At 71.5% G+C, this 17,432-nt stretch carries 16 protein-coding genes; 9 read left to right on the top strand and 7 right to left on the bottom strand.

The window, feature by feature from the left end; genetic code table 11:
- Nucleotides 1–28: 28 nt before the first annotated feature.
- Complete coding sequence (locus NMK44_RS14320; protein WP_254742743.1) at nucleotides 29–1,882, bottom strand: DUF8508 domain-containing protein; 1,854 nt, start codon at nucleotides 1,880–1,882, stop codon at nucleotides 29–31.
- A gap of 1,174 nt (nucleotides 1,883–3,056) precedes the next feature.
- Between NMK44_RS14320 and NMK44_RS14315 the strand changes: the two genes are divergently transcribed.
- From NMK44_RS14315 to NMK44_RS14305, 3 genes are all read left to right on the top strand, one after another.
- Nucleotides 3,057–4,541, top strand: coding sequence for a hypothetical protein (locus NMK44_RS14315; protein WP_254742740.1), 1,485 nt, complete (start codon nucleotides 3,057–3,059; stop codon nucleotides 4,539–4,541).
- A gap of 174 nt (nucleotides 4,542–4,715) precedes the next feature.
- A complete protein-coding gene (locus NMK44_RS14310) occupies nucleotides 4,716–6,164 on the top strand; it encodes an alkaline phosphatase PhoX (protein WP_254742737.1) in 1,449 nt (482 codons plus the stop codon).
- Nucleotides 6,165–6,244: 80 nt separating this feature from the next.
- On the top strand, nucleotides 6,245–7,351 hold the full coding sequence (locus tag NMK44_RS14305; protein WP_254742735.1) for an LLM class flavin-dependent oxidoreductase: 1,107 nt from the start codon (nucleotides 6,245–6,247) through the stop codon (nucleotides 7,349–7,351).
- Here NMK44_RS14305 and NMK44_RS14300 read toward each other — a convergent pair.
- Nucleotides 7,304–8,557 (bottom strand): TerD family protein, encoded by a 1,254-nt coding sequence (locus NMK44_RS14300; protein WP_254743363.1) that lies wholly within the window; start codon nucleotides 8,555–8,557, stop codon nucleotides 7,304–7,306. The two genes, NMK44_RS14305 and NMK44_RS14300, sit on opposite strands and share 48 nt — an antisense overlap.
- Before the next feature lie 34 nt (nucleotides 8,558–8,591).
- Complete coding sequence (locus tag NMK44_RS14295) at nucleotides 8,592–9,518, bottom strand: DMT family transporter (protein WP_254742732.1); 927 nt, start codon at nucleotides 9,516–9,518, stop codon at nucleotides 8,592–8,594.
- A 106-nt stretch (nucleotides 9,519–9,624) separates the two neighbouring features.
- Between NMK44_RS14295 and NMK44_RS14290 the strand changes: the two genes are divergently transcribed.
- The gene (locus NMK44_RS14290) at nucleotides 9,625–10,188 is read left to right on the top strand and encodes a TetR/AcrR family transcriptional regulator (RefSeq protein WP_254742729.1); all 564 of its coding nucleotides are present in this window, start codon (nucleotides 9,625–9,627) and stop codon (nucleotides 10,186–10,188) included.
- On the opposite strand, the gene NMK44_RS14285 is transcribed toward NMK44_RS14290, so the two are convergent.
- The gene (locus NMK44_RS14285; protein ID WP_302888202.1) at nucleotides 10,117–10,593 is read right to left on the bottom strand and encodes an ATP-binding protein; all 477 of its coding nucleotides are present in this window, start codon (nucleotides 10,591–10,593) and stop codon (nucleotides 10,117–10,119) included. The two genes, NMK44_RS14290 and NMK44_RS14285, sit on opposite strands and share 72 nt — an antisense overlap.
- A 172-nt stretch (nucleotides 10,594–10,765) precedes the next feature.
- Between NMK44_RS14285 and NMK44_RS14280 the strand changes: the two genes are divergently transcribed.
- Together NMK44_RS14280 and NMK44_RS14275 are read left to right on the top strand one after the other, a co-directional pair.
- Nucleotides 10,766–11,575, top strand: coding sequence for a helix-turn-helix domain-containing protein (locus NMK44_RS14280; RefSeq protein WP_254742724.1), 810 nt, complete (start codon nucleotides 10,766–10,768; stop codon nucleotides 11,573–11,575).
- Nucleotides 11,572–11,763 carry a DUF397 domain-containing protein gene (locus NMK44_RS14275; RefSeq protein ID WP_254742721.1) on the top strand — a complete coding sequence of 64 codons (192 nt, stop codon included), beginning with the start codon at nucleotides 11,572–11,574 and terminating at the stop codon, nucleotides 11,761–11,763. Before NMK44_RS14280 ends, NMK44_RS14275 begins: the two co-directional genes overlap by 4 nt.
- Here the strand turns inward: NMK44_RS14275 and NMK44_RS14270 are convergent.
- Nucleotides 11,760–12,575 (bottom strand): NAD-dependent epimerase/dehydratase family protein, encoded by an 816-nt coding sequence (locus NMK44_RS14270; protein WP_254742718.1) that lies wholly within the window; start codon nucleotides 12,573–12,575, stop codon nucleotides 11,760–11,762. The two genes, NMK44_RS14275 and NMK44_RS14270, sit on opposite strands and share 4 nt — an antisense overlap.
- Before the next feature lie 299 nt (nucleotides 12,576–12,874).
- On the opposite strand from NMK44_RS14270, the gene NMK44_RS14265 reads away from it, so the two are divergent.
- Nucleotides 12,875–13,672: a polysaccharide deacetylase family protein gene (locus tag NMK44_RS14265; protein WP_254742715.1), complete on the top strand. Its 798-nt coding sequence runs from the start codon at nucleotides 12,875–12,877 to the stop codon at nucleotides 13,670–13,672.
- Nucleotides 13,673–13,708: 36 nt separating this feature from the next.
- Here NMK44_RS14265 and NMK44_RS14260 read toward each other — a convergent pair whose 3' ends face one another.
- Nucleotides 13,709–14,287 (bottom strand): TetR/AcrR family transcriptional regulator, encoded by a 579-nt coding sequence (locus tag NMK44_RS14260; RefSeq protein ID WP_254742712.1) that lies wholly within the window; start codon nucleotides 14,285–14,287, stop codon nucleotides 13,709–13,711.
- 131 nt (nucleotides 14,288–14,418) lie between these two features.
- Here NMK44_RS14260 and NMK44_RS14255 point away from each other — a divergent pair, with 131 nt between their 5' ends.
- Both NMK44_RS14255 and NMK44_RS14250 read left to right on the top strand, forming a co-directional pair.
- Nucleotides 14,419–15,003, top strand: a complete 585-nt coding sequence (locus NMK44_RS14255; protein WP_254742709.1) for a dihydrofolate reductase family protein — start codon at nucleotides 14,419–14,421, stop codon at nucleotides 15,001–15,003.
- A 196-nt stretch (nucleotides 15,004–15,199) separates the two neighbouring features.
- Nucleotides 15,200–16,420: a right-handed parallel beta-helix repeat-containing protein gene (locus tag NMK44_RS14250; protein WP_254742706.1), complete on the top strand. Its 1,221-nt coding sequence runs from the start codon at nucleotides 15,200–15,202 to the stop codon at nucleotides 16,418–16,420.
- A 16-nt stretch (nucleotides 16,421–16,436) separates the two neighbouring features.
- Here NMK44_RS14250 and NMK44_RS14245 read toward each other — a convergent pair whose 3' ends face one another.
- Nucleotides 16,437–17,417: an aldo/keto reductase gene (locus NMK44_RS14245; protein WP_254742703.1), complete on the bottom strand. Its 981-nt coding sequence runs from the start codon at nucleotides 17,415–17,417 to the stop codon at nucleotides 16,437–16,439.
- Between the last annotated feature and the right edge of the window lie 15 nt (nucleotides 17,418–17,432).

The raw sequence follows: 17,432 nt of genomic DNA, 5'->3' as shown, positions 1-17,432 counted from the left end.
CCGTGCTCCGTGGGATCCCTACGGATCCCTAGGGGCGGACGCGGACGACCTGGGGGTCGTGGTCGCTGGACTGGTCCGCGAACTCGGAGTTGATGTGCACGATGTCGTAGTCCGGGCGGCGCAGCGCGCGGCTGGTGAGGATGTGGTCCAGCACCTGCGAGTTGCCGTTGTAGACGTAGCCGTAGCGCTCGGCGCGCGGCAGTCGCTTCACCAGGTCGGTGAGGACCCCGCCCTTGGTGAGCGCGGTCAGCGCGGGTGAGAACTGGTAGTCGTTCAGGTCGCCCGCGACCACCACGGCGGCCTTCGGGTCGGCGGCCGTCAGCTCCTTGACGAAACCGTTCACCGCCTTCGCCTGGCCGGTGCGCTGGGTCTCCGAGGAGCGGGCCGGGGGCTGGAAGCGGCTGTCCAGGCCCTGGTCGCCGCCCTTGGAGTTGAAGTGGTTGGCGACCACGTAGACCGGGCGGTCACGGAAGGAGAACTGCCCGACCAGCGGCTTGCGGCTGGCCTTCCAGACCTCGTCGGCCGGGGCGATCCGGCCCGGCGAGGCCGACAGCGACGCCTTGCCGTCCTTCTTCACCACCTGGACCGGGGTGGTGGCGTCCCCGCCGGGGATGTCGGTGAACGAGACCCGCTTCGGGTTGTAGAGGAACGCCACCCGGATGTTGCCGCCGGGCTGGCCGCCGTCCTGGTCGTCAACGGGGTTGATCTGCCGCCACTCGTACGAGGGGCCACCGGCCGCCGCGATCGCGTCGGTGAGCTTCTTGAGGGTGGCCTCGGCGCCGACGACGGAGTCGTTGGTGGGGCCGTTGTCGTCCTGGACCTCCTCCAGGGCCACGATGTCCGGCGAGGCGAGATTGCCGACCAGGGCGGAGGCGAGGCGGTCGAACTTCGCCTGTGCGGTCTTGGGGGAGAGGTTCTCCACGTTGTAGGTGGCGATGGAGAGTTCGTCCGACTTCTGCGGCCGGGTCCGCTCGCGCTCCGGCCCGTGGTCGGCGAGTTCGCCGAGGGCGGTGGCCGCGATGGTGTAGCCGCCGAAGTTGTCGTAGTCGAGCGGGCCCTCGGTGGCGCCGGTCAGCTCGTCGCCGACGTCCGCCACGGGGAAGGGGTGCTGGGCGTAGGGGAGGAGGGACGCCACCTTCAGCCGCCCGGCGTTCGGGTCGCGGTAGGAGTCGTAGAGCGCCCCGCCGCGCGCGGTGCGGTGGCGGCGCGGCTCGGCGGTGACCCACAGGTCCTTGTAGCTGCTGGTCGCCCCGACGACGGGCGCGTTCTTGACCGCGACCCGCATGCCCTCCAGGGATTCGTACAGGTCCAGCGCGTAGGAGCGCGGGCGCAGCGTCAGCCCCTCGATGGACCCGGTCGCACCGCCCTCGGTGCCCGCGCCGTCCGCAGCCTCGGGGGCGTACCGGCCGGGGACGGTGGAGTCGTTGAGACGGAACGTGGCAGGCAGCTCGTTGCCGGAGGAGGTGACCGTCCAGGTCGCCTTGGTGAGCTCCGTCATCGACTGCAGCCCGGCGTCGGCCCCGCCCGGGTAGTACTCGCTCACCGTGCCGGACGCCGTGACCGCGTCGCCGACGGCCACGGTGGGCGTCGTCGACCCGGTGAACACGAAGATCGCCTCACTGGTGGCCCGGTCCTTGTCCGGGCTGGCGTCCTGCATCCAGAACCCGCGCGCGGAGCCGAAGGAACGTATCGCCGTGACCGTGCCGGGAACGTCGGTCACCTTCTGCCCGGCCAGCGGGGATATCCGGGTGCTGCCCTGGATGTCATGGATCCGGACCTCGGCGGCGGAAGCCGAGGACGGCACGACGAGCAACCCGGCCGCGAGCGCGGAGGCGACGACGGCGGTGACGGTCAGAGGTGCGCGCAGGGCGCGTGGGGACATGGTGATGGCCTCCGGAAAGGAGTGAACAGAGGGAAAATGGGCCTCTACGCGCGTCAATGTCAGTCCTGGGCAGGGCAGTTGTCAAGGGACGTCGGGCATACGGGGCGGGGCGTGTGGATGAACCCACCGAATGCGGGGGTGGGGATGTGGATTCCGACAACCCACCGCCCGGCCGCGCGCCTCCGGCTGCGCCGGTCGGGCGGCTTCCACGGCTCCGGGCCGGCCGCGCCCCGGAGCGGCGGCCCGGCCGCGCCGCTTCCGGTGCGGCGCGGGTCAGGTCCGGCGAGGCGCGGCCTTCCCCGACGGACAGCCGTCCGCTGCGGAGTCCGGGCCAAGCCGTGTCATGGACCGTCGAGCGGCCTGCCGATCCGCTGCCCGAGCCGTGGCCGGTGCGGTGGTCGGGGATCTGGCACGGTGCGGGTGCGGCCGGTTCCGGGCGGGGGCCGGTCCCCGCCGCCAGGCGTCGTGCGCCGCGCTGCTTCCGGTGCCGCCGGGATCAGGTCTGGCAGGGCGCAGGCCGGGCGCGGCATGCCCCTTGGCGTACGGCCGTCAGCCGCGGAGCCCGGGGCGCGCCGCCGCCACGGACCGTCGAGCGACCTGCCGACCGCTGCCCGGGCCGTGGCCGGTACGGCGGTTGGGGGGCCTGGCCGGTGCGGGCGCGGCCCATTCTGGGTGCGCCGCGCCCCGGAGCGGCGGCCCGGCCCGGTCGCGCCGGGCGGGGCCTGGTCCCCGATGTCAGGCGCCGCGCGCCGTTTCGACGCTGCCGGGGTGGGTGCGGCGCGGTCAGCCCCGTCGATGGACCCGGTGGTTCCGGCGCGGCGGATGGCGGGCACCGGCTCGGTGTGGGCGTGGACGGTGGGGTGCCCCCGGTCGGCGGGCCGGGCCGGGCCTGGACCCCGGGGCCGCTGGCCGTTCCGGCGCCGGGGGCGGGCGGTCGCGCCCCGTAGCTGCGACCCGGTCGCGCCGGTGGAGGCTCGCACTCGGCGTCGCCGGGTGGGTGGTCGCGCTCGGTGGGTGGGGTCGGCTGGAGGGGACGGGGTGGCTGAATCATCCGGTTGCCGGGGCGCGGGGCCACATCGGGACGAAACTGGTCGCACGTTCCGTCTACGCTGGGGTCGGCCGCGTGTCCACACCGTGCCCGCGACATCCGCACCCCGAGGAGATGACTCCGCCCATGTCCGGAGACCGCCCCACCATGCCGCCCGTGCGGCTGCGCACCGACGCGGAACTCGCGCGGGACGCGCTGGCCGCGCCGCTCCTCGCCCGCGCGGTGCGGCTCGCCCGCTGGGTCGAGCCGGGGAAGCCGGTCGGTTCGGGCGGTGTCCTGCCGGGGGACGATCTGCGCGCCGCAGTCGAGCTGCTCGACCTCACCGCCGATGAGAACGGCCCCGAGTACACCGCCCAGGCGTGGCAGCTCGCCGTCGACACCGGGCTCGTGGAGATCGAGGAGAGCGAAGACGCAGAGGAGGAGGCCGCCGACGGCGCCGAGGCCGTCGACGCCACCGCCGTCAGCGGCGAGGAGCTGCGTCTGATCACCCAGGGCAGCCCGCGGGACATCCTCGACATCTGGCTCGACGGCTTCGAGACCGTCCTCGCCGACGCCGCCGCGCCCGACCTCGCAGACATCGTCGACCAGATCACCGAGGGCGGCGAACTCGACCTGGACTCGATCGACTGGAACCCCGAGGAGGAGGCCGAGTTCCTCGACGGGATCCTCGGCAACCTCTACATGCTCACCGCCCTCGGCGAGGACGCCGGCTCCGTCCCGCTCCCCGCGCTGGTCGCCTCCATGATCGTCCCCGACGACATGGACGAGCCCACCGACGACATCCTCGAAGAGGTCTCGGAGGCGATGATGCGGCTGGACGACCAGTTCCGGCTGCTCGCGCCGATGGGGCTGATCGACTACCAGCCGGTGGACGAGGCGCTGATCGAGGAGGTCGACGGCGAGGGCCGCATCCACAGCTCGGACGCCGCGCTCGCCGAGGACGAGGAGGAGGACGTCTCCCGCTACGGCATGGTGCGTCTCACCCCGCTCGGCGTCTACGGCATGCGGTCCCGGATGGTCGAGGCGGGCATCGACGCCCCGGCCGTCGGCGATCTCGCCGACAAGGGCGCGGACGTGCTGCTGGACGCCCTGCCCGGCCACCCCGAGCCCGCCGCGCAGGCGGAGGCCGAGCAGTGGCTCGCCCGCCGTACGCCGGAGGAGGCCGCCCGCGAACTGCTGGCCGCAGCGCGCGGCGACGACGAGTCCGCGCCGCTGCGCCGCCTCACCTGCCAGCAGACGCTGTCACTGGTCGGCGCGGACGCCGAGCCCGCGCTGCGCGAGGTGCTGGACGACCGCCACCTCGGCGGGCTGGCCCGGGTCTGGCTGGCCGAGCACGGCGCGTCGGGAGTGCCGGAGCCGTCTGAGCAGATGGTGTTCTGGCTGACGGTGGACACGCTGGCCGCGCAGCTCGCGACCGAGGACGACTCGGACGAGCTGCGGGAGCTGGTGCGCGGGCTGGTCGACCAGTCGGGGAGCTTCTTCGACACGGCCTGGCGGGTGGACCACCCGGCCACCGCGGACGTGCTGGAGGCGATGGGCCGCCTCCACCCGGACAGGAAGGCCGCGAAGGAGGCCCGCAAGGCCGCGTTCAAGGCCCGTTCCCGGGCATAACGCCCGGATAGCGCCCGGATAGCGCCCGACCACGGCGAACCAGCAGCACACGACGACGACCCCGCCCCGGCCGGAACCGGGAGCGGGGTTGTCGTGTGGTGTTCAGCTCGTGTTCGGGCGGTGGCGCGATCGTGGCGGGCAGTTGGAGGAGCCGTCTGCCGCCAGGAGATGAAGATGCCGCTCAGCCGAAGAGACTTCGCGATGCGTTCCGCCTACACCGGGGCCGGGGTGGCCCTCGTCGGGAGTGCCGGGGTGCTCGCCACCGCGCCCGGGGCCCTCGCCGCCGAGAACGTCAACACCGACGCCGCCGCCGACGCCGACGCCACGAAGGCGGTGCTCGGATATGGGCCGCTGGTGTCCGACCCGGAGGGGATCCTCGCCCTCCCCGAGGGGTTCCGCTACCGCGTCATCACCCGCACCGGCGAGACGACGCTCGAAACCGGTGAGTCCACGCCCTCGAACCACGACGGCACCGCCACCTTCGAAGGCACCCGCGGGGCGACCCTGCTGGTGAACAACCACGAGCTGAAGGGCCCCCGTTCGGACTGGCCGCACCCCGTGCCGCTCACCGAGGGGCTGGTCTACGACCCGGCGGCGTCCGGCGGCTGCACCGTCGTCGAGGTGTCCAAGCACGGGGACCATGTGACCGAGTGGGTCGGCATCGCGGGCACCTCCACCAACTGCGCGGGCGGACGCACCCCCTGGGGCACCTGGCTGACCTGTGAGGAGACCGAGGACAAGGCCGGTCAGAACGGGATGACCAAGGACCACGGCTATGTCTTCGAGGTCGATCCGCATGACCGCCGCGCCAACCGCGACCCCCAGCCGATCAAGGCCCTGGGCCGGTACGCCCATGAGGCCGTGGTCGTCGATCCCCGGCGCGGTGACCTCTACCTCACCGAGGACGCCTCCGGCCCCAACGGCCTCCTCTACCGCTGGGTCCCGCCGCACGGATTCCGCCACGGGCGCGGCGCGCTCGGCACCCTCGCCGACGACGCGGGCGTGCTGAAGGCCCCCGTCGCCTACGACTCCGGCGGCCGGTTCGTGGACGACCTGTCCCGTGCCACGAGGACCGGCACCGTCTACGGCGTGGACTGGGTGGACGTCCCGGACCGGGACGCCCTTTCGACACCGGTCCGCAAGCAGTTCGCCGACGGCCGGGTCACCCGTGCCCGCAAGCTGGAGGGCATGTGGTGGGCCGACGGCGGCGCGTACATCGTCTCCTCCTTCGCCCGTGAGGAGAGCCCGGTCCAGCACGACGGCCAGGTCTGGTTCTACGACCCCAGGCGCCGCACCCTCACCCTCAAGGTGCTGCTGGGCGTCAACCCCGACCCCGGTGCGGACGGCGCCTTCGACGGCCCGGACAACATCACCGTCTCCCCGTACGGCGGTCTTGTCATCGCCGAGGACGGCGCGGGCGTCCAGCACCTCTTCGGCGCCACCGACGACGGCCGGACCTATCCCATCGCCCGCAACGAGCTGAACACCGGCACCGCGGAGAAGCCGGAGTACAGCGAGTTCACCGGTGTCGTCTTCTCGCCGGACGGCCACACCCTCTACGCCAACATCCAGGACCCGGGCATCATGCTCGCGATCACCGGCCCCTGGCGCCGTCAGCGCTGACCCTCCCGAGCGCCCGCCCGGGCGCCCGCCCGCGCGCGCGGGGCCGGGAATCCTCCGGCCCCGCGCGTGTTGACGAGTATGTGAGCACCCACCGTCTGCGCACCACCCGGTTCTCCGTCCTCGACCGCTCCCGCACCCGCCAGGGCCAGGAGAGGGCGAAGGAGCTCCGCGACACCGTGCGCTTCGCCCAGCAGGCCGAAGCCCTCGGCTACCACCGCTTCTGGGTCTCGGAGCATCACAGCGTGCCCGGGGTCGCCGGTTCGGCGCCGACCGTGCTGGCGGCGGCCGTGGCCGGGGCCACCAGCCGGATCCGGGTGGGCACCGGCGGGGTGATGCTGCCGAACCACCGCCCCCTCGTCGTCGCGGAGCAGTTCGGCGTGCTGGAGTCGCTGTTCCCGGGCCGGATCGACATGGGTCTCGGCCGCTCGGTCGGCTTCACCGACGGCATACGCCGTGCTCTGGGCGCCGACAAGGACGACGCCGATGACTTCGGCGCCCGGCTCACCGAACTCCTCGGCTACTTCACCGGGGACCAGACCGCCCATCCCCAGGTCCACGCCCATCCCGCCGAGGGGCTGACGCTTCCGGCGTTCGTGCTGGCCACCGGCGCCGGGGCGGAGGTGGCAGCGGCGGCCGGACTCTCCCTGGTGATCGGGGACTTCCGCGGTGAGGACACCATGCTGCGCGCGATCGAGCGCTACCGCACCGGTTTCCGGCCCTCGGTGTGGTCGGCCGAGCCCTATGTGATCGTCTCGGGCAATGTCGCGGTGGCGGAGACGGCCGAGGAGGCGCGCCGACTGCTGCTCCCCGAAGCCTGGGCGATGGCGTACTCCCGCACCCACGGCGTCTTCCCGCCGCTTACCCCGCCCGCGGCGATCGAGGCCCTGGCGCGGAACGGGGCGATGACCGGGAAGGAGCGCGGCTTCTACGAACGGGGCCTGAGCGGTCAGCTCCACGGCACCGAGGACGAGGTCGCCGCCGCGCTCGACGCGTTGATCGAGCGCAGCGGCGCCGACGAGGTGCTGGTCACCACCAGCACCCATGACCGCGAGGCGCTGCTCGACTCCTACCGGCGGCTGGCCCGGCTGGCCGGATTGGCGACGGCGACGCCCGCTCCGACGACGGCCTCGGAGCGCGTCTCAGAGGGCCTTCCCGGCGGGCTTGACCATGCCGCGCACGGTGCGTGAGTCCACGTACTCACCCAGCGCGGTCATCTCCCACTCACCCGAGAACTGCTTGACCAGCTTGGCCATCATCACGCCCGTACGCGGCTCGGCGTGGGTGATGTCGAAGCGGACCAGCTCCTCGCCGGTCTGCGCGTCGACCAGACGGCAGTACGCCTTCGCCACGTCGGTGAACTTCTGGCCGGAGTAGGAGTTGACCGTGAAGACGAGCCCGGTGACCTCCGGCGGCAGCCCGCCCAGGTGCACGGTGATCGTCTCGTCGTCCCCGCCGCCCTCACCGGTGAGGTTGTCACCGGAGTGCTGGATCGCGCCGTTGAGGATGCCCAGCTTGCCGAAGAAGCAGGCGTCGATCTTCTTGCGGTCCACGCCGTAGGCGATCACGGACGCGTCCAGGTCGATGTCCGCGCTGCGGAAGGCGGGCTCCCAGCCGAGGCCCATCTTCACCGAGGTGAGCAGCGGACGGCCGCCCTTGACCAGCGAGACGGTCTGGTTCTTCTGGAGGCTGACCCGCCCCTTGTCCAGGTTGATCTTGCCGCCACCGGCAGCCCCGGCAGCGGGCGCGGCGGCCGGGGGAGCGGGCGGCGCGGCGCTCGGCATCGGCGGCGGCGGGGCGCCGAACCCGGCGGGCGGCCCGGCCGGCGGCGGCGCCTGCACCGGGGGCGCCTGTACGGGCGGCGCCTGCATCGGGGGCGCGACGGGGGCGGCGGGAGCGGCGGGCTCCTCGACCGAGACGCCGAAGTCGGTGGCGATCCCCGCCAGCCCGTTCGCATAGCCCTGGCCCACCGCGCGGACCTTCCACGCGCCGTTGCGCCGGTAGACCTCGACCACCACGAGCGCGGTCTCGGCGCCGAGCTGGGGCGGGGTGAAGCTGGCGATCACGGCACCGTCATCGGCACCGCGCACCGTGGCGGTGGGCTCGGTGCCCGAGAAGGTCGCACCGGGCTGGTCCAGGCTCGCGGTCACCACGATCTTCTCGATGTCGGCGGGGACGGCGGCGGTGTCGACGGTGATGGTGTCGCCCGCGCCCCCGGCGCCCGCGCGGTGCGTCACACCGGGGCCCGACGGCTGGTTGTAGAAGACGAAGTCGTCATCGGAGCGCACCTTGCCACTGGCGGTGAGCAGCAGGCCCGATACGTCGAGCCGCACCGGGGCGGTGACGTCCACCGCGACGCGTGCGACGGGAAGCGGCAGATTCGAGCCGGGAGTCATTGCGGTCATGACCGGGGTAACGAACGTCCTCGCTTTACGGTTCCTTGACCTGTGCCGTTTTCGGGACCCTCCCGCACTCGCTTCCCGCCGCGCTCCGTCCGCGAGGTCCGCCGGTCGCGGCCGCCGCGACCCCCGCCACGCACACCGCCATCCCGGCCAGTGCGAGCGCGCCCGGCGCGTCGCCGAACATCGCGTACGCCCACACCGCCGTGGTCGGCGGGGTGAGGTAGATCAGCGCACTGGTCCGGGTGACCCCGTTGCGCCGCAGGCTCAGCCAGTAGAAGCCGTAGCCGCCCACGGTGGACAGCAGTACGGTCCAGGCCACCGCCGCCCAGAACGCGCCGCCCGCCGGAGGCGCGGCGTGTCCGCCCACCGCTGCCACCGCCGTGAACAGCACGGCACTGATCACGCAGTGCAGCGGGACGGCGTCCACCGGGGCCAGCGGCACCCGCGCCCGCCGCTCCAGGAAGCTGGCCGCCAGCAGCGCCGCCATCGCCGCGAACGGCAGTCCGTACGCCCAACCCGGCGCCGCACCCGCGCCCAGGTCGTCCCGGACCACCAGCGCCACCCCGGCCAGGCCGATCGCCAGCCCCGCCCACTGCCGAGGCGCCACCCGCTCGCCCAGCAGCCGCCCGGCCAGGGCCCCCGCCGCCAGCGGCTGCAACGCGGCGATCAGCGCCGCCGTCCCGCCCGGCACCCCGAGCCCCACCGCCCAGACGATCCCGCCCAGGTAGCCGCCCTGCGAGAGCGCGCCGATCACCGCCTGCTCGGCCACCGCCCGCGGCGGCAGCGCGCGCCGCCGCAGCAGCAGCCAGCCCGCGCCCAGCAGCCCGGCCGCCGCGATGAACCGCCACATCAGCAGGGTGTCCGCGGTGGTCTGCCGGGTCCCGAGCTCCGCCCCGATGAAGCCGGAACTCCACATCACGACGAGGCCGAGGGAGGTGGCCGCGCTGCCGGGCATGAGCTGTCCTCGCTTCCGGTCGGGTATACCGATCTGTTTACTCCTCTCCGTACTAGACTAAACAGATCGGTTTACCCCGTCCATCCCCACCGGGAGGCGATCACTGATGGAAGCGCTCACGCCCGCCGCCCGCCGGGTCCTCGACTCGGCCGCCGAGCTCTTCTACGGCCACGGGATCAACGCCGTCGGCGTGGACCTGATCGCCAAGCACGCCGGAGTCACCAAGAAGACGCTCTACGAACGCTTCGGCTCCAAGGAAGCGCTGATCTCCGCGTATCTGCGGGAGCGCGACGAGCGGTGGCGCGCCTGGCTCACCGCCCAGGTCGACGCCGCGCCCCCACAGGACCGCATCCTCGCCACGTTCGACGCCCTCGCCGCCTGGATGCGCCGCGAGAACCCGCGCGGCTGCGGCTTCGTCAACGCCGCCGCCGAACTGCCGGACGCGGACCACCCCGCGCGGGCCGTGATCGCCGACCAGAAGCACTGGCTGCGGGGGTATCTGCGGGAGCTGTGCGAGGAGGCGGGCGCGAGCGAGGCGGACGACCTGGCGGACGAGCTCCTGCTGCTCCACGAGGGCGCCACCGTGCTCAACGGGCTGTCAGCCCTCGCCGACCCCGTCGCCGTCTCGCGCCGGATGGCCCTTGCGGCCCTGGAGCGCGCCGGGCTCTGACGCCAGGCGCGGACGGGTCGAGACCTCCGCCCAGACGGTCTTCCCCGGCGCCCCGCCGGTCCGCGGGCCCACCGCCCAGCGCTCCGCGAGCTGTGACACCAGGAACAGCCCGCGCCCGGTCTCGGCGTCGAGGTCCGCCGGACGCACGGTGGGGAGCTTCTCGGTGCGGGTGTCCGACACCTCGATCCGGATCGGCCCGCGCGTGTACGGCGGCGCGGTCAGCCGCAGATGGAAGTCCCGCCCGGGGACGCGTCCATGGCGTACGGCGTTGGCCGCCAGCTCACTGGCGATCAGGGTCGCGGTCTCGTTGGGGCAGGAGTCGTACGGGTACCCCCACTGGGCCAGCCGGTGGGAGACGAGCCGCCGCGCCAGCCGCGCTCCCCGCGCGGTCGAGGTGAAGCGCATGGCGAACTCGCCGGGTACGGAAGGGGAATGTCCCTTTCCCGTACCTCGTGTGGGGGCTTTTTCGGTCGTCATGGGTACGAGCCTTGCGGTGCCGTGCCAGCCTGACCAGGAAGCGCGCGTGTACGGACAGTCCCTGTACGGACACGCCAAGTGCGGAGGGAGGGACTTGACGATGGCGGGGACGGAAAGGTCGGCGTTCCTGAAGGGCTTCGGCAAGCAGTTGAAGCTCTTACGCGAACGTGCCGGACTCACCCAGGCGGAGCTGGCGTCGCGCGTGGGGTACAGCACGGAACAGGTGGCGTCGGTCGAGTGCGGACGGCGCATCCCCAAGCCGGAGTTGATCGACAAGGCCGATGAGGTACTGGAGGCGGGTGGCCTTCTGAAGGCCATGAAGGAGGAAGCCGTGCTCGCGCGGTATCCGGCGTTCTTCCGCGACGCGGCGCGTCTGGAAGCCGAAGCGGTTGAGGTACAGATCTATGCTCACCAAGCGGTCCCCGGTCTGTTGCAGACGGAAGAGTACGCACGTGCCGTATTCGGGATGCGCCGCCCGCTACTGGATGAAGAGGTCGTTGCTCAGCGGGTAGCTGCACGAATGGCCCGGCAGGAGATCTTCAGCGTGCGCCCCGCGCCGCTGCTGGGCTTTGTCATCGAAGAGTCCGTTCTGCGCAAGCCGTTCGGCGGCAGGCAGGTGCTGCGCGGGCAACTTGAGCAGTTGCTCCTCATCGGTGAGAAGCGCAACGTGGAGATCCAGGTCATGCCTCTCAGCCGCGAGGACAACGCGGGAGTGGACGGGCCGCTGACTCTTATGACCCCCAAGGGCGGTGAACAACTTGCTTACGTCGAATGTCAGGGACAGAGCACGCTCCTGACTGACCGAGATGAAGTCCACGCCATGGCAGCACGGTATGGGATCATCCGGGCGCAGGCTCTCACGCCACGGGAGTCAGCAACCTTCATTGAGAAGCTGCTGGGAGAGCTATGAACAACGGCATAGGTGAGCAGGTGTGGTTCAAGAGCAGCTATAGCGGAGCTGAAGGCGGCGAGTGCGTTGAGGTCGCCGCCTGCCCCGGCAACATCCACGTCCGCGACTCCAAGGACACCACCGGCCCGGTCCTCACGTTCACGGCCGACGCGTGGGCCGCGTTCGTAGGGTTCGCGGCCGACGACTAGAAGCGGTCCCACAAGGGCGGGTTGGTGCAGAAGTCCCCACCCAGGCGGTCGGTGGCGGGATCTCCCGGCACCAGCTCGCCCTGCTCCGCGATCAGCCTCTCCGCGTACACCTCCGCGTCGTCCTGGGGCTCGTACCCCAGCTCGTAGGCGGATGACAGATCCCACCACAGCCGGGTGTTGGCCGAGCTGCCGTAGACCACCCGGAAGCCCACCTTCTCCGCGCTGAGCGCGGCATGCAGCAGCCGGGCGGCATCGGCAGGGCTCAGCCAGGTCGACAGCGCGCGCACCGTGAGCGGTTCCGGATCGCAGGAGCCGATGCGGATGGCGACCGACTCGATGCCGTACTTGTCCCAGTAGTACGAGCCCAGGTCCTCGCCGAACGCCTTGGACAGCCCGTAGAAGGTGTCGGGCCGGTGCCGGGTCCCGGCCGGGATCACCGGATCGCCGTCGGCGGCCGGGCGCGGGGTGAAGCCGACCGCGTGGTTGCTGGAGGCGAAGACCACCCGGCGGACGCCCGCCTCCCGGGCCGCCTCGTACACGCGGTGCGTGCCCTCGACGTTGGCGCGCAGAATCTTCTCGAAGGTCGATTCCACCGAAATGCCCGCGAGGTGGACGATCGCGTCCACGCCCCGTACCGCCTCGCGCAGTGCGCCCTCGTCCGCGAGGTCGGCGGTGATGGCGTCCGGTGCGCCCTCGACGGGGGCGCGGTCCAGCAGGCGCAGCTCATAGCCGTACTGCGGGAGCAGTTCGCGCATCCAGGTGCCCATCCCCCCGGCGGCGCCGGTGAGGAGGACGGTGCGGGGAGCGGGCATGGGCTGGGCCTCCCGTGTGTGCGGTAAGCGGGTCGCCTTCAGTCTCGCCATCGTGCGCCAGGTGTCCAACGGTTTGACCGCCGAGCAACCCCGGCCGGGTCTACGTCGTCTCACTGGTCGAGCCGGGCGGATAGCGATGCGGCTCCGTCCCAGGTGAATCCCTATACATGCGATGTATACACCCGGTGTAGAGTGCCTGGGGTGTCCTGCCAACGGCACGCCTTTCGGCGTCGGTTGACGGGGTGCTGACCACTTTGGCGCGTGCGTACGGCGCACAACTTCATCAAGCGGGGACGTTCATGAGGCGAATAGGCCGCATATCCGGGCTGGTGACGGCCATAACCCTGGCGCTGGGCCTCAGTGGCTGCGGTGCCTCCTACGACACCACCGCGCCGCGCAGCGCCAGGGAGCAGGCGGCGGAGGACCAGCAGGCGAAGTCGGACGCGAAGAACACGACGCTCGACGCGACGAACGGTTCGGAGCACATCGACTGCTCCAAGGTCAAGTGTGTCGCCCTGACCTTCGACGCGGGTCCCAGTGAGAACACCCCGCGGCTGCTGGAGATCCTCAAGAAGAACAAGGCGCACGCGACGTTCTTCATGCTCGGCAAGAACCACATCGAGAAACACCCCGACCTGGTGCGGCGGATCGCCGACGAGGGGCATGAACTGGCCAACCACACCTGGTCGCACAAGATCCTGACCGACTCCGACGACGATGAGGTGCGTTCGGAGATCAACCGGGTGCAGAAGGCCGTGAAGAAGCTGACCGGCCGCACCCCGCTGCTGATGCGTCCGCCGCAGGGCCGCACCGATGAGCGGGTCTCGAAGATCAGCCGGGAGCTGGGGGTGGCGCAGGTGCTCTGGAGCGTCACCGCGAAGGACTACCAGACCAATGACTCCGCCCTGATCAAGGAACGGGTCCTGGAGCAGACCGAACGCGACGGCGTCATCCTGCTGCACGACATCTACAAGGGCACGGTCCCGGCGGTGCCGGGCATCCTCAAGGAGCTGAAGAAGCGCGGCTACACGGTGGTGACCGTGGGCCAGTTGCTGGCTCCTGCCGTGGCGGAGCCGGGCAAGGTCTACAAGCCCTGAGCCCCGCGCATCCTCAGCCGCATCCAGCCCCAGGGCCTACGGGTCCTGGGGCAGCACACGTGAGGCCAGCGCCTCGATCACCGCGTCCGGGGTGAACGGCGCCAGCGCCTCCGGCAGCGTGAGCTCCTCGATGACCAGGCCGGTCATCGCCAGATAGAGCAGCACCACCGTCATCTCGTCGCCCGGGAGTCCCGCGTCCAGGTGGAAGCGGATATTGGCCCCGAGGGTCTCGTTCATCGTCCGCGTCAGCGCTTCGTGCAGCGCCGGCCGCCGGGTGGCCTCCAACCGCAGCTCCATCAGGGCCAGATAGCCGCTGCGGTCCTGGGAGATCCGGTCCAGGGTGCCCCGCAGCAGTTCGGTCTCCAGGGCCGCGTCCCGGGGTGCCTTCATGGTCTCGGTCATCGCGTCCGGGTCCGGGGTCAGCCGTTCGTGGACCCGTGGGGCGACCTGGTTCAGCAGATCGTCGCGATTGGTGAAGTAGTTGCTGGTCGTGCCCGGGGGTACGGCCGCCTCGGTGTCCACTGCGCGGTAGGTCAGCCCCCGCGCGCCCTCCCGGGCCAGTACCTCGATGGCGGCGTCGATCAGTGCCGCGCGCCGGGCCGGGTTCCTGCTCATCGCTTCTCTCCCCTCCTGAAGGGCCGTTGCCGTGCCCGCCGGAAAAAGCTCTTGCAACCACTACAGGCAGAGTACTACAGTCCAAGTACTTCAACCGGAGTGGTTGAGGCATTCCGAGCGAGGAGCATGGTTTGCGCAAGCTGGTCTACTACGTGGCGGTCACCCTGGACGGGTTCATCGCCGCGCCCGACGGGTCGTACGACTTCTTCCGTCCGGGCACCGACTACACGGATCTGATCCGTGAGCACTTCCCCGAGACCCTTCCGGCGCCCGCCCTGGAGGCGTTCGGGATCGGCCCCGAGGTGGCGAACGTCAAGTTCGACACCGTGGTCTCGGGCCGGACGACCTACGAGGTCGGGGCGAGCGTCGGACTCACCGACCAGTACCCGCGGCTGCGGCAGTACGTGGTCTCCTCCACCATGGGCGCGAGTCCGGACCCGGCGGTCACGCTCATCGCCGACGATCCGGTGGGGGCGATCCGTGAACTGAAGCGCGAGGAGGGGCTGGACATCTACCTGTGCGGCGGCGCCGCCCTGGCCCGCACCCTGGCGGAGGAGATCGACGAACTGGTGCTGAAGATCAACCCGGTGGCCGTCGGAGCCGGAATCCCGCTGTTCGGCGGTGACTTCGCGCCACGCCGCTTCCGGCTCACCGACGTCAAGGCCGGTGCGACCGTCTCGATCCAGACCTATGAGCGGACCGGGGAAGCACGATAAGGGCCCGGACGACGACGAACAGGATCGGCCACAAAATGATCAAGAGTTGCCGGACCCTATCGCCAGGGCGGCTCATTTTCGTAATCTAAGAATCCTCAAGACGGCGGCGGCCTAATCTGGACTGTCGGCAACTACGCCACGGAACGACCGGTCCTGATCCCCCGGTCCGTTCTCTCGACGCCGAACAGGAGTTGCCATGAGGGTGAGGCGCAAGCGGGGCCGCCACCGCCGCCGCAAGGACCGCACGCTGCCGTTGGGCAGCGCCGTCATCGTGGCATCGGCCGTGGCGGGGGTGTACCTCACCGCCTCACCGGACGGCGCGCAGGCCGTGCCCAGCACCGTCTATGTCGCCCCCAGTGGCAGCGACCGCGAATCGGGCACCCTCGCGGCACCGTTCCGGACGCTGGAGAAGGCGTTCTCGGTCGCCGAGGCGGGCACCACCATCGAGGTGCGCGGCGGCACCTACTACCCGGCCCGGACCCTGCGCAGCTCGGTCGACGGCAGTGCGCGCGAGCGGGTCGAAGTGCGGCCCTACGAGAGCGAGAAGGTCCGGCTCGACGGATCCCGGCTGCGCACCGGATCCGCCCTGGTCGCGCTCAGCGCCGACTACTGGACCCTCTCCGGCCTCGAACTGCGCGGCGCCCCCGGCGGCGGGCTGGTGTGCACCTCCTGCTCCCGCGGTGTGTTCGAGAACCTCACCACCCGGGACAACGGCGACACCGGGCTGACCCTGCGCGGCGCGGGCACCACCGACAACGTCATCCGGAACCTGGACTCCTCCGACAACCACGACGACGCCACCGGCGGGCAGAGAGCCGACGGCATAGCCATCACCCACGGCTCCGGCACCGGCAATGTGATCACCGGTTCCCGGCTCTTCCACAACAGCGATGACGGCGTGGACCTGTGGATGTGGTCCAGCCCCGTCACCATCGAGCACTCCTGGGCATACGGGAACGGCGAGAACCGCTGGCGGATCCCCGGCTTCACCGGCGACGGCAGCGGTTTCCAGCTCGGCGCCGACCGCACCCCCGCCCCCTCGCCCGCCCATGTCGTACGGACCTCGGCCGCCTGGAGCAACAGCAAGAGCGGCTTCACCGCGGGCGGCAACACGGGCGATCTGCGCATCCAGCGCAGCACCGCGTTCGGCAACGCGGGCGACGGCTTCGACCTCCAGGACTCCCACGCCCGGCTGCGGTCCAACCTGTCGGTCACCAACGGCCGGGACAAGGCCGACATGGGGCGGTTCGCGGTCTCCGAGGGCGACAACTGGACGCCGGGCGCGCGTCCTTCACCGCCCTTCGTCACCACCGACCCCACCACCGCCTACGGCTCCCGGCGGCAGGACGGCTCGCTGCCCGTCACCAGCTTCCTGGTGGTGATGGACAGCACGCCGCTCGGCTCGACGATGAAGTGACCGGGTATCCCGGCGGTCAGCCGTGGCCCATGACCGGACGCGGCCGGTAGGCCGCCTCCAGCCGGGCCACCTCGGACTCGTCGAGCTCCAGCCCCACCGCTGCCACCGCGTCGTCCAGATGCGCCGCCTTGGTGGCGCCCACGACCGGCGCCGTCACCGCGGGCCTGCCCAGCAGCCAGGCCAGCGCCACCTGGGCCGGGGTCACCTCGCGTCCGGCGGCCACCGCCCGGGTGGCGTCCACGATGTCGAACTCGGCGTCGGCGTACCACTTCTCGACCATCGGGTCGTTCCGCGCGCGGGTGGTGGGCCCGGAGCCGTCCCGGTCGCGGTTGCCCGCGAGCAGACCGCGCGCCAGCGGGCTCCAGGGGATCACCCCGACCCCCTGGTCCAGGCAGAGCGGGTTCATCTCCCGCTCCTCCTCCCGGTACAGCAGGTTGTAGTGGTTCTGCATCGAGACGAACCGGGTCCAGCCGTGCGCCGCGGCCGTGTACTGCATCGTGGCGAACTGCCAGGCGTACATCGACGACGCCCCGAGGTACCGCGCCTTCCCCGCGCGCACCACGTCGTGCAGCGCCTCCATGGTCTCCTCGACCGGAGTCCCGGGGTCGAAGCGGTGGATCTGGTAGAGGTCCACATGGTCGGTGCCCAGCCGCCGCAGCGACGCGTCGATGCCCGCCATGATGTGCTTGCGCGACAGCCCCCGGTCGTTGGGGCCGGGGCCCATCGGGGAGTACACCTTGGTGGCGAGCACATAGTCCTCCCGGCGGGGGAACAGCTCGCGCAGCAGCTCGCCGGTGATCTCCTCGCTGCGGCCCATGGCGTACATGTCGGCGGTGTCGAAGAAGGTCACCCCGCCCTCCACGGCCCGGCGCACGACCGGCCGCGCCGCGTCGATGTCGAGCTGCCACGGGCGGTGGTCGGGGCTGCCGTAGCTCATCATGCCCAGACAGATCCGGGACACCCTGACACCGGAGGTGCCCAGCCGCGCGTACTCCATCTCGCTTCCCTTCTC

Source organism: Streptomyces cucumeris (assembly GCF_024295805.1).
GTDB classification, from domain to species: Bacteria; Actinomycetota; Actinomycetes; order Streptomycetales; family Streptomycetaceae; genus Streptomyces; species Streptomyces cucumeris.
Note: the sequence above shows the minus strand (reverse complement) of the source record. Positions and strands in the feature narration are given on the sequence as shown.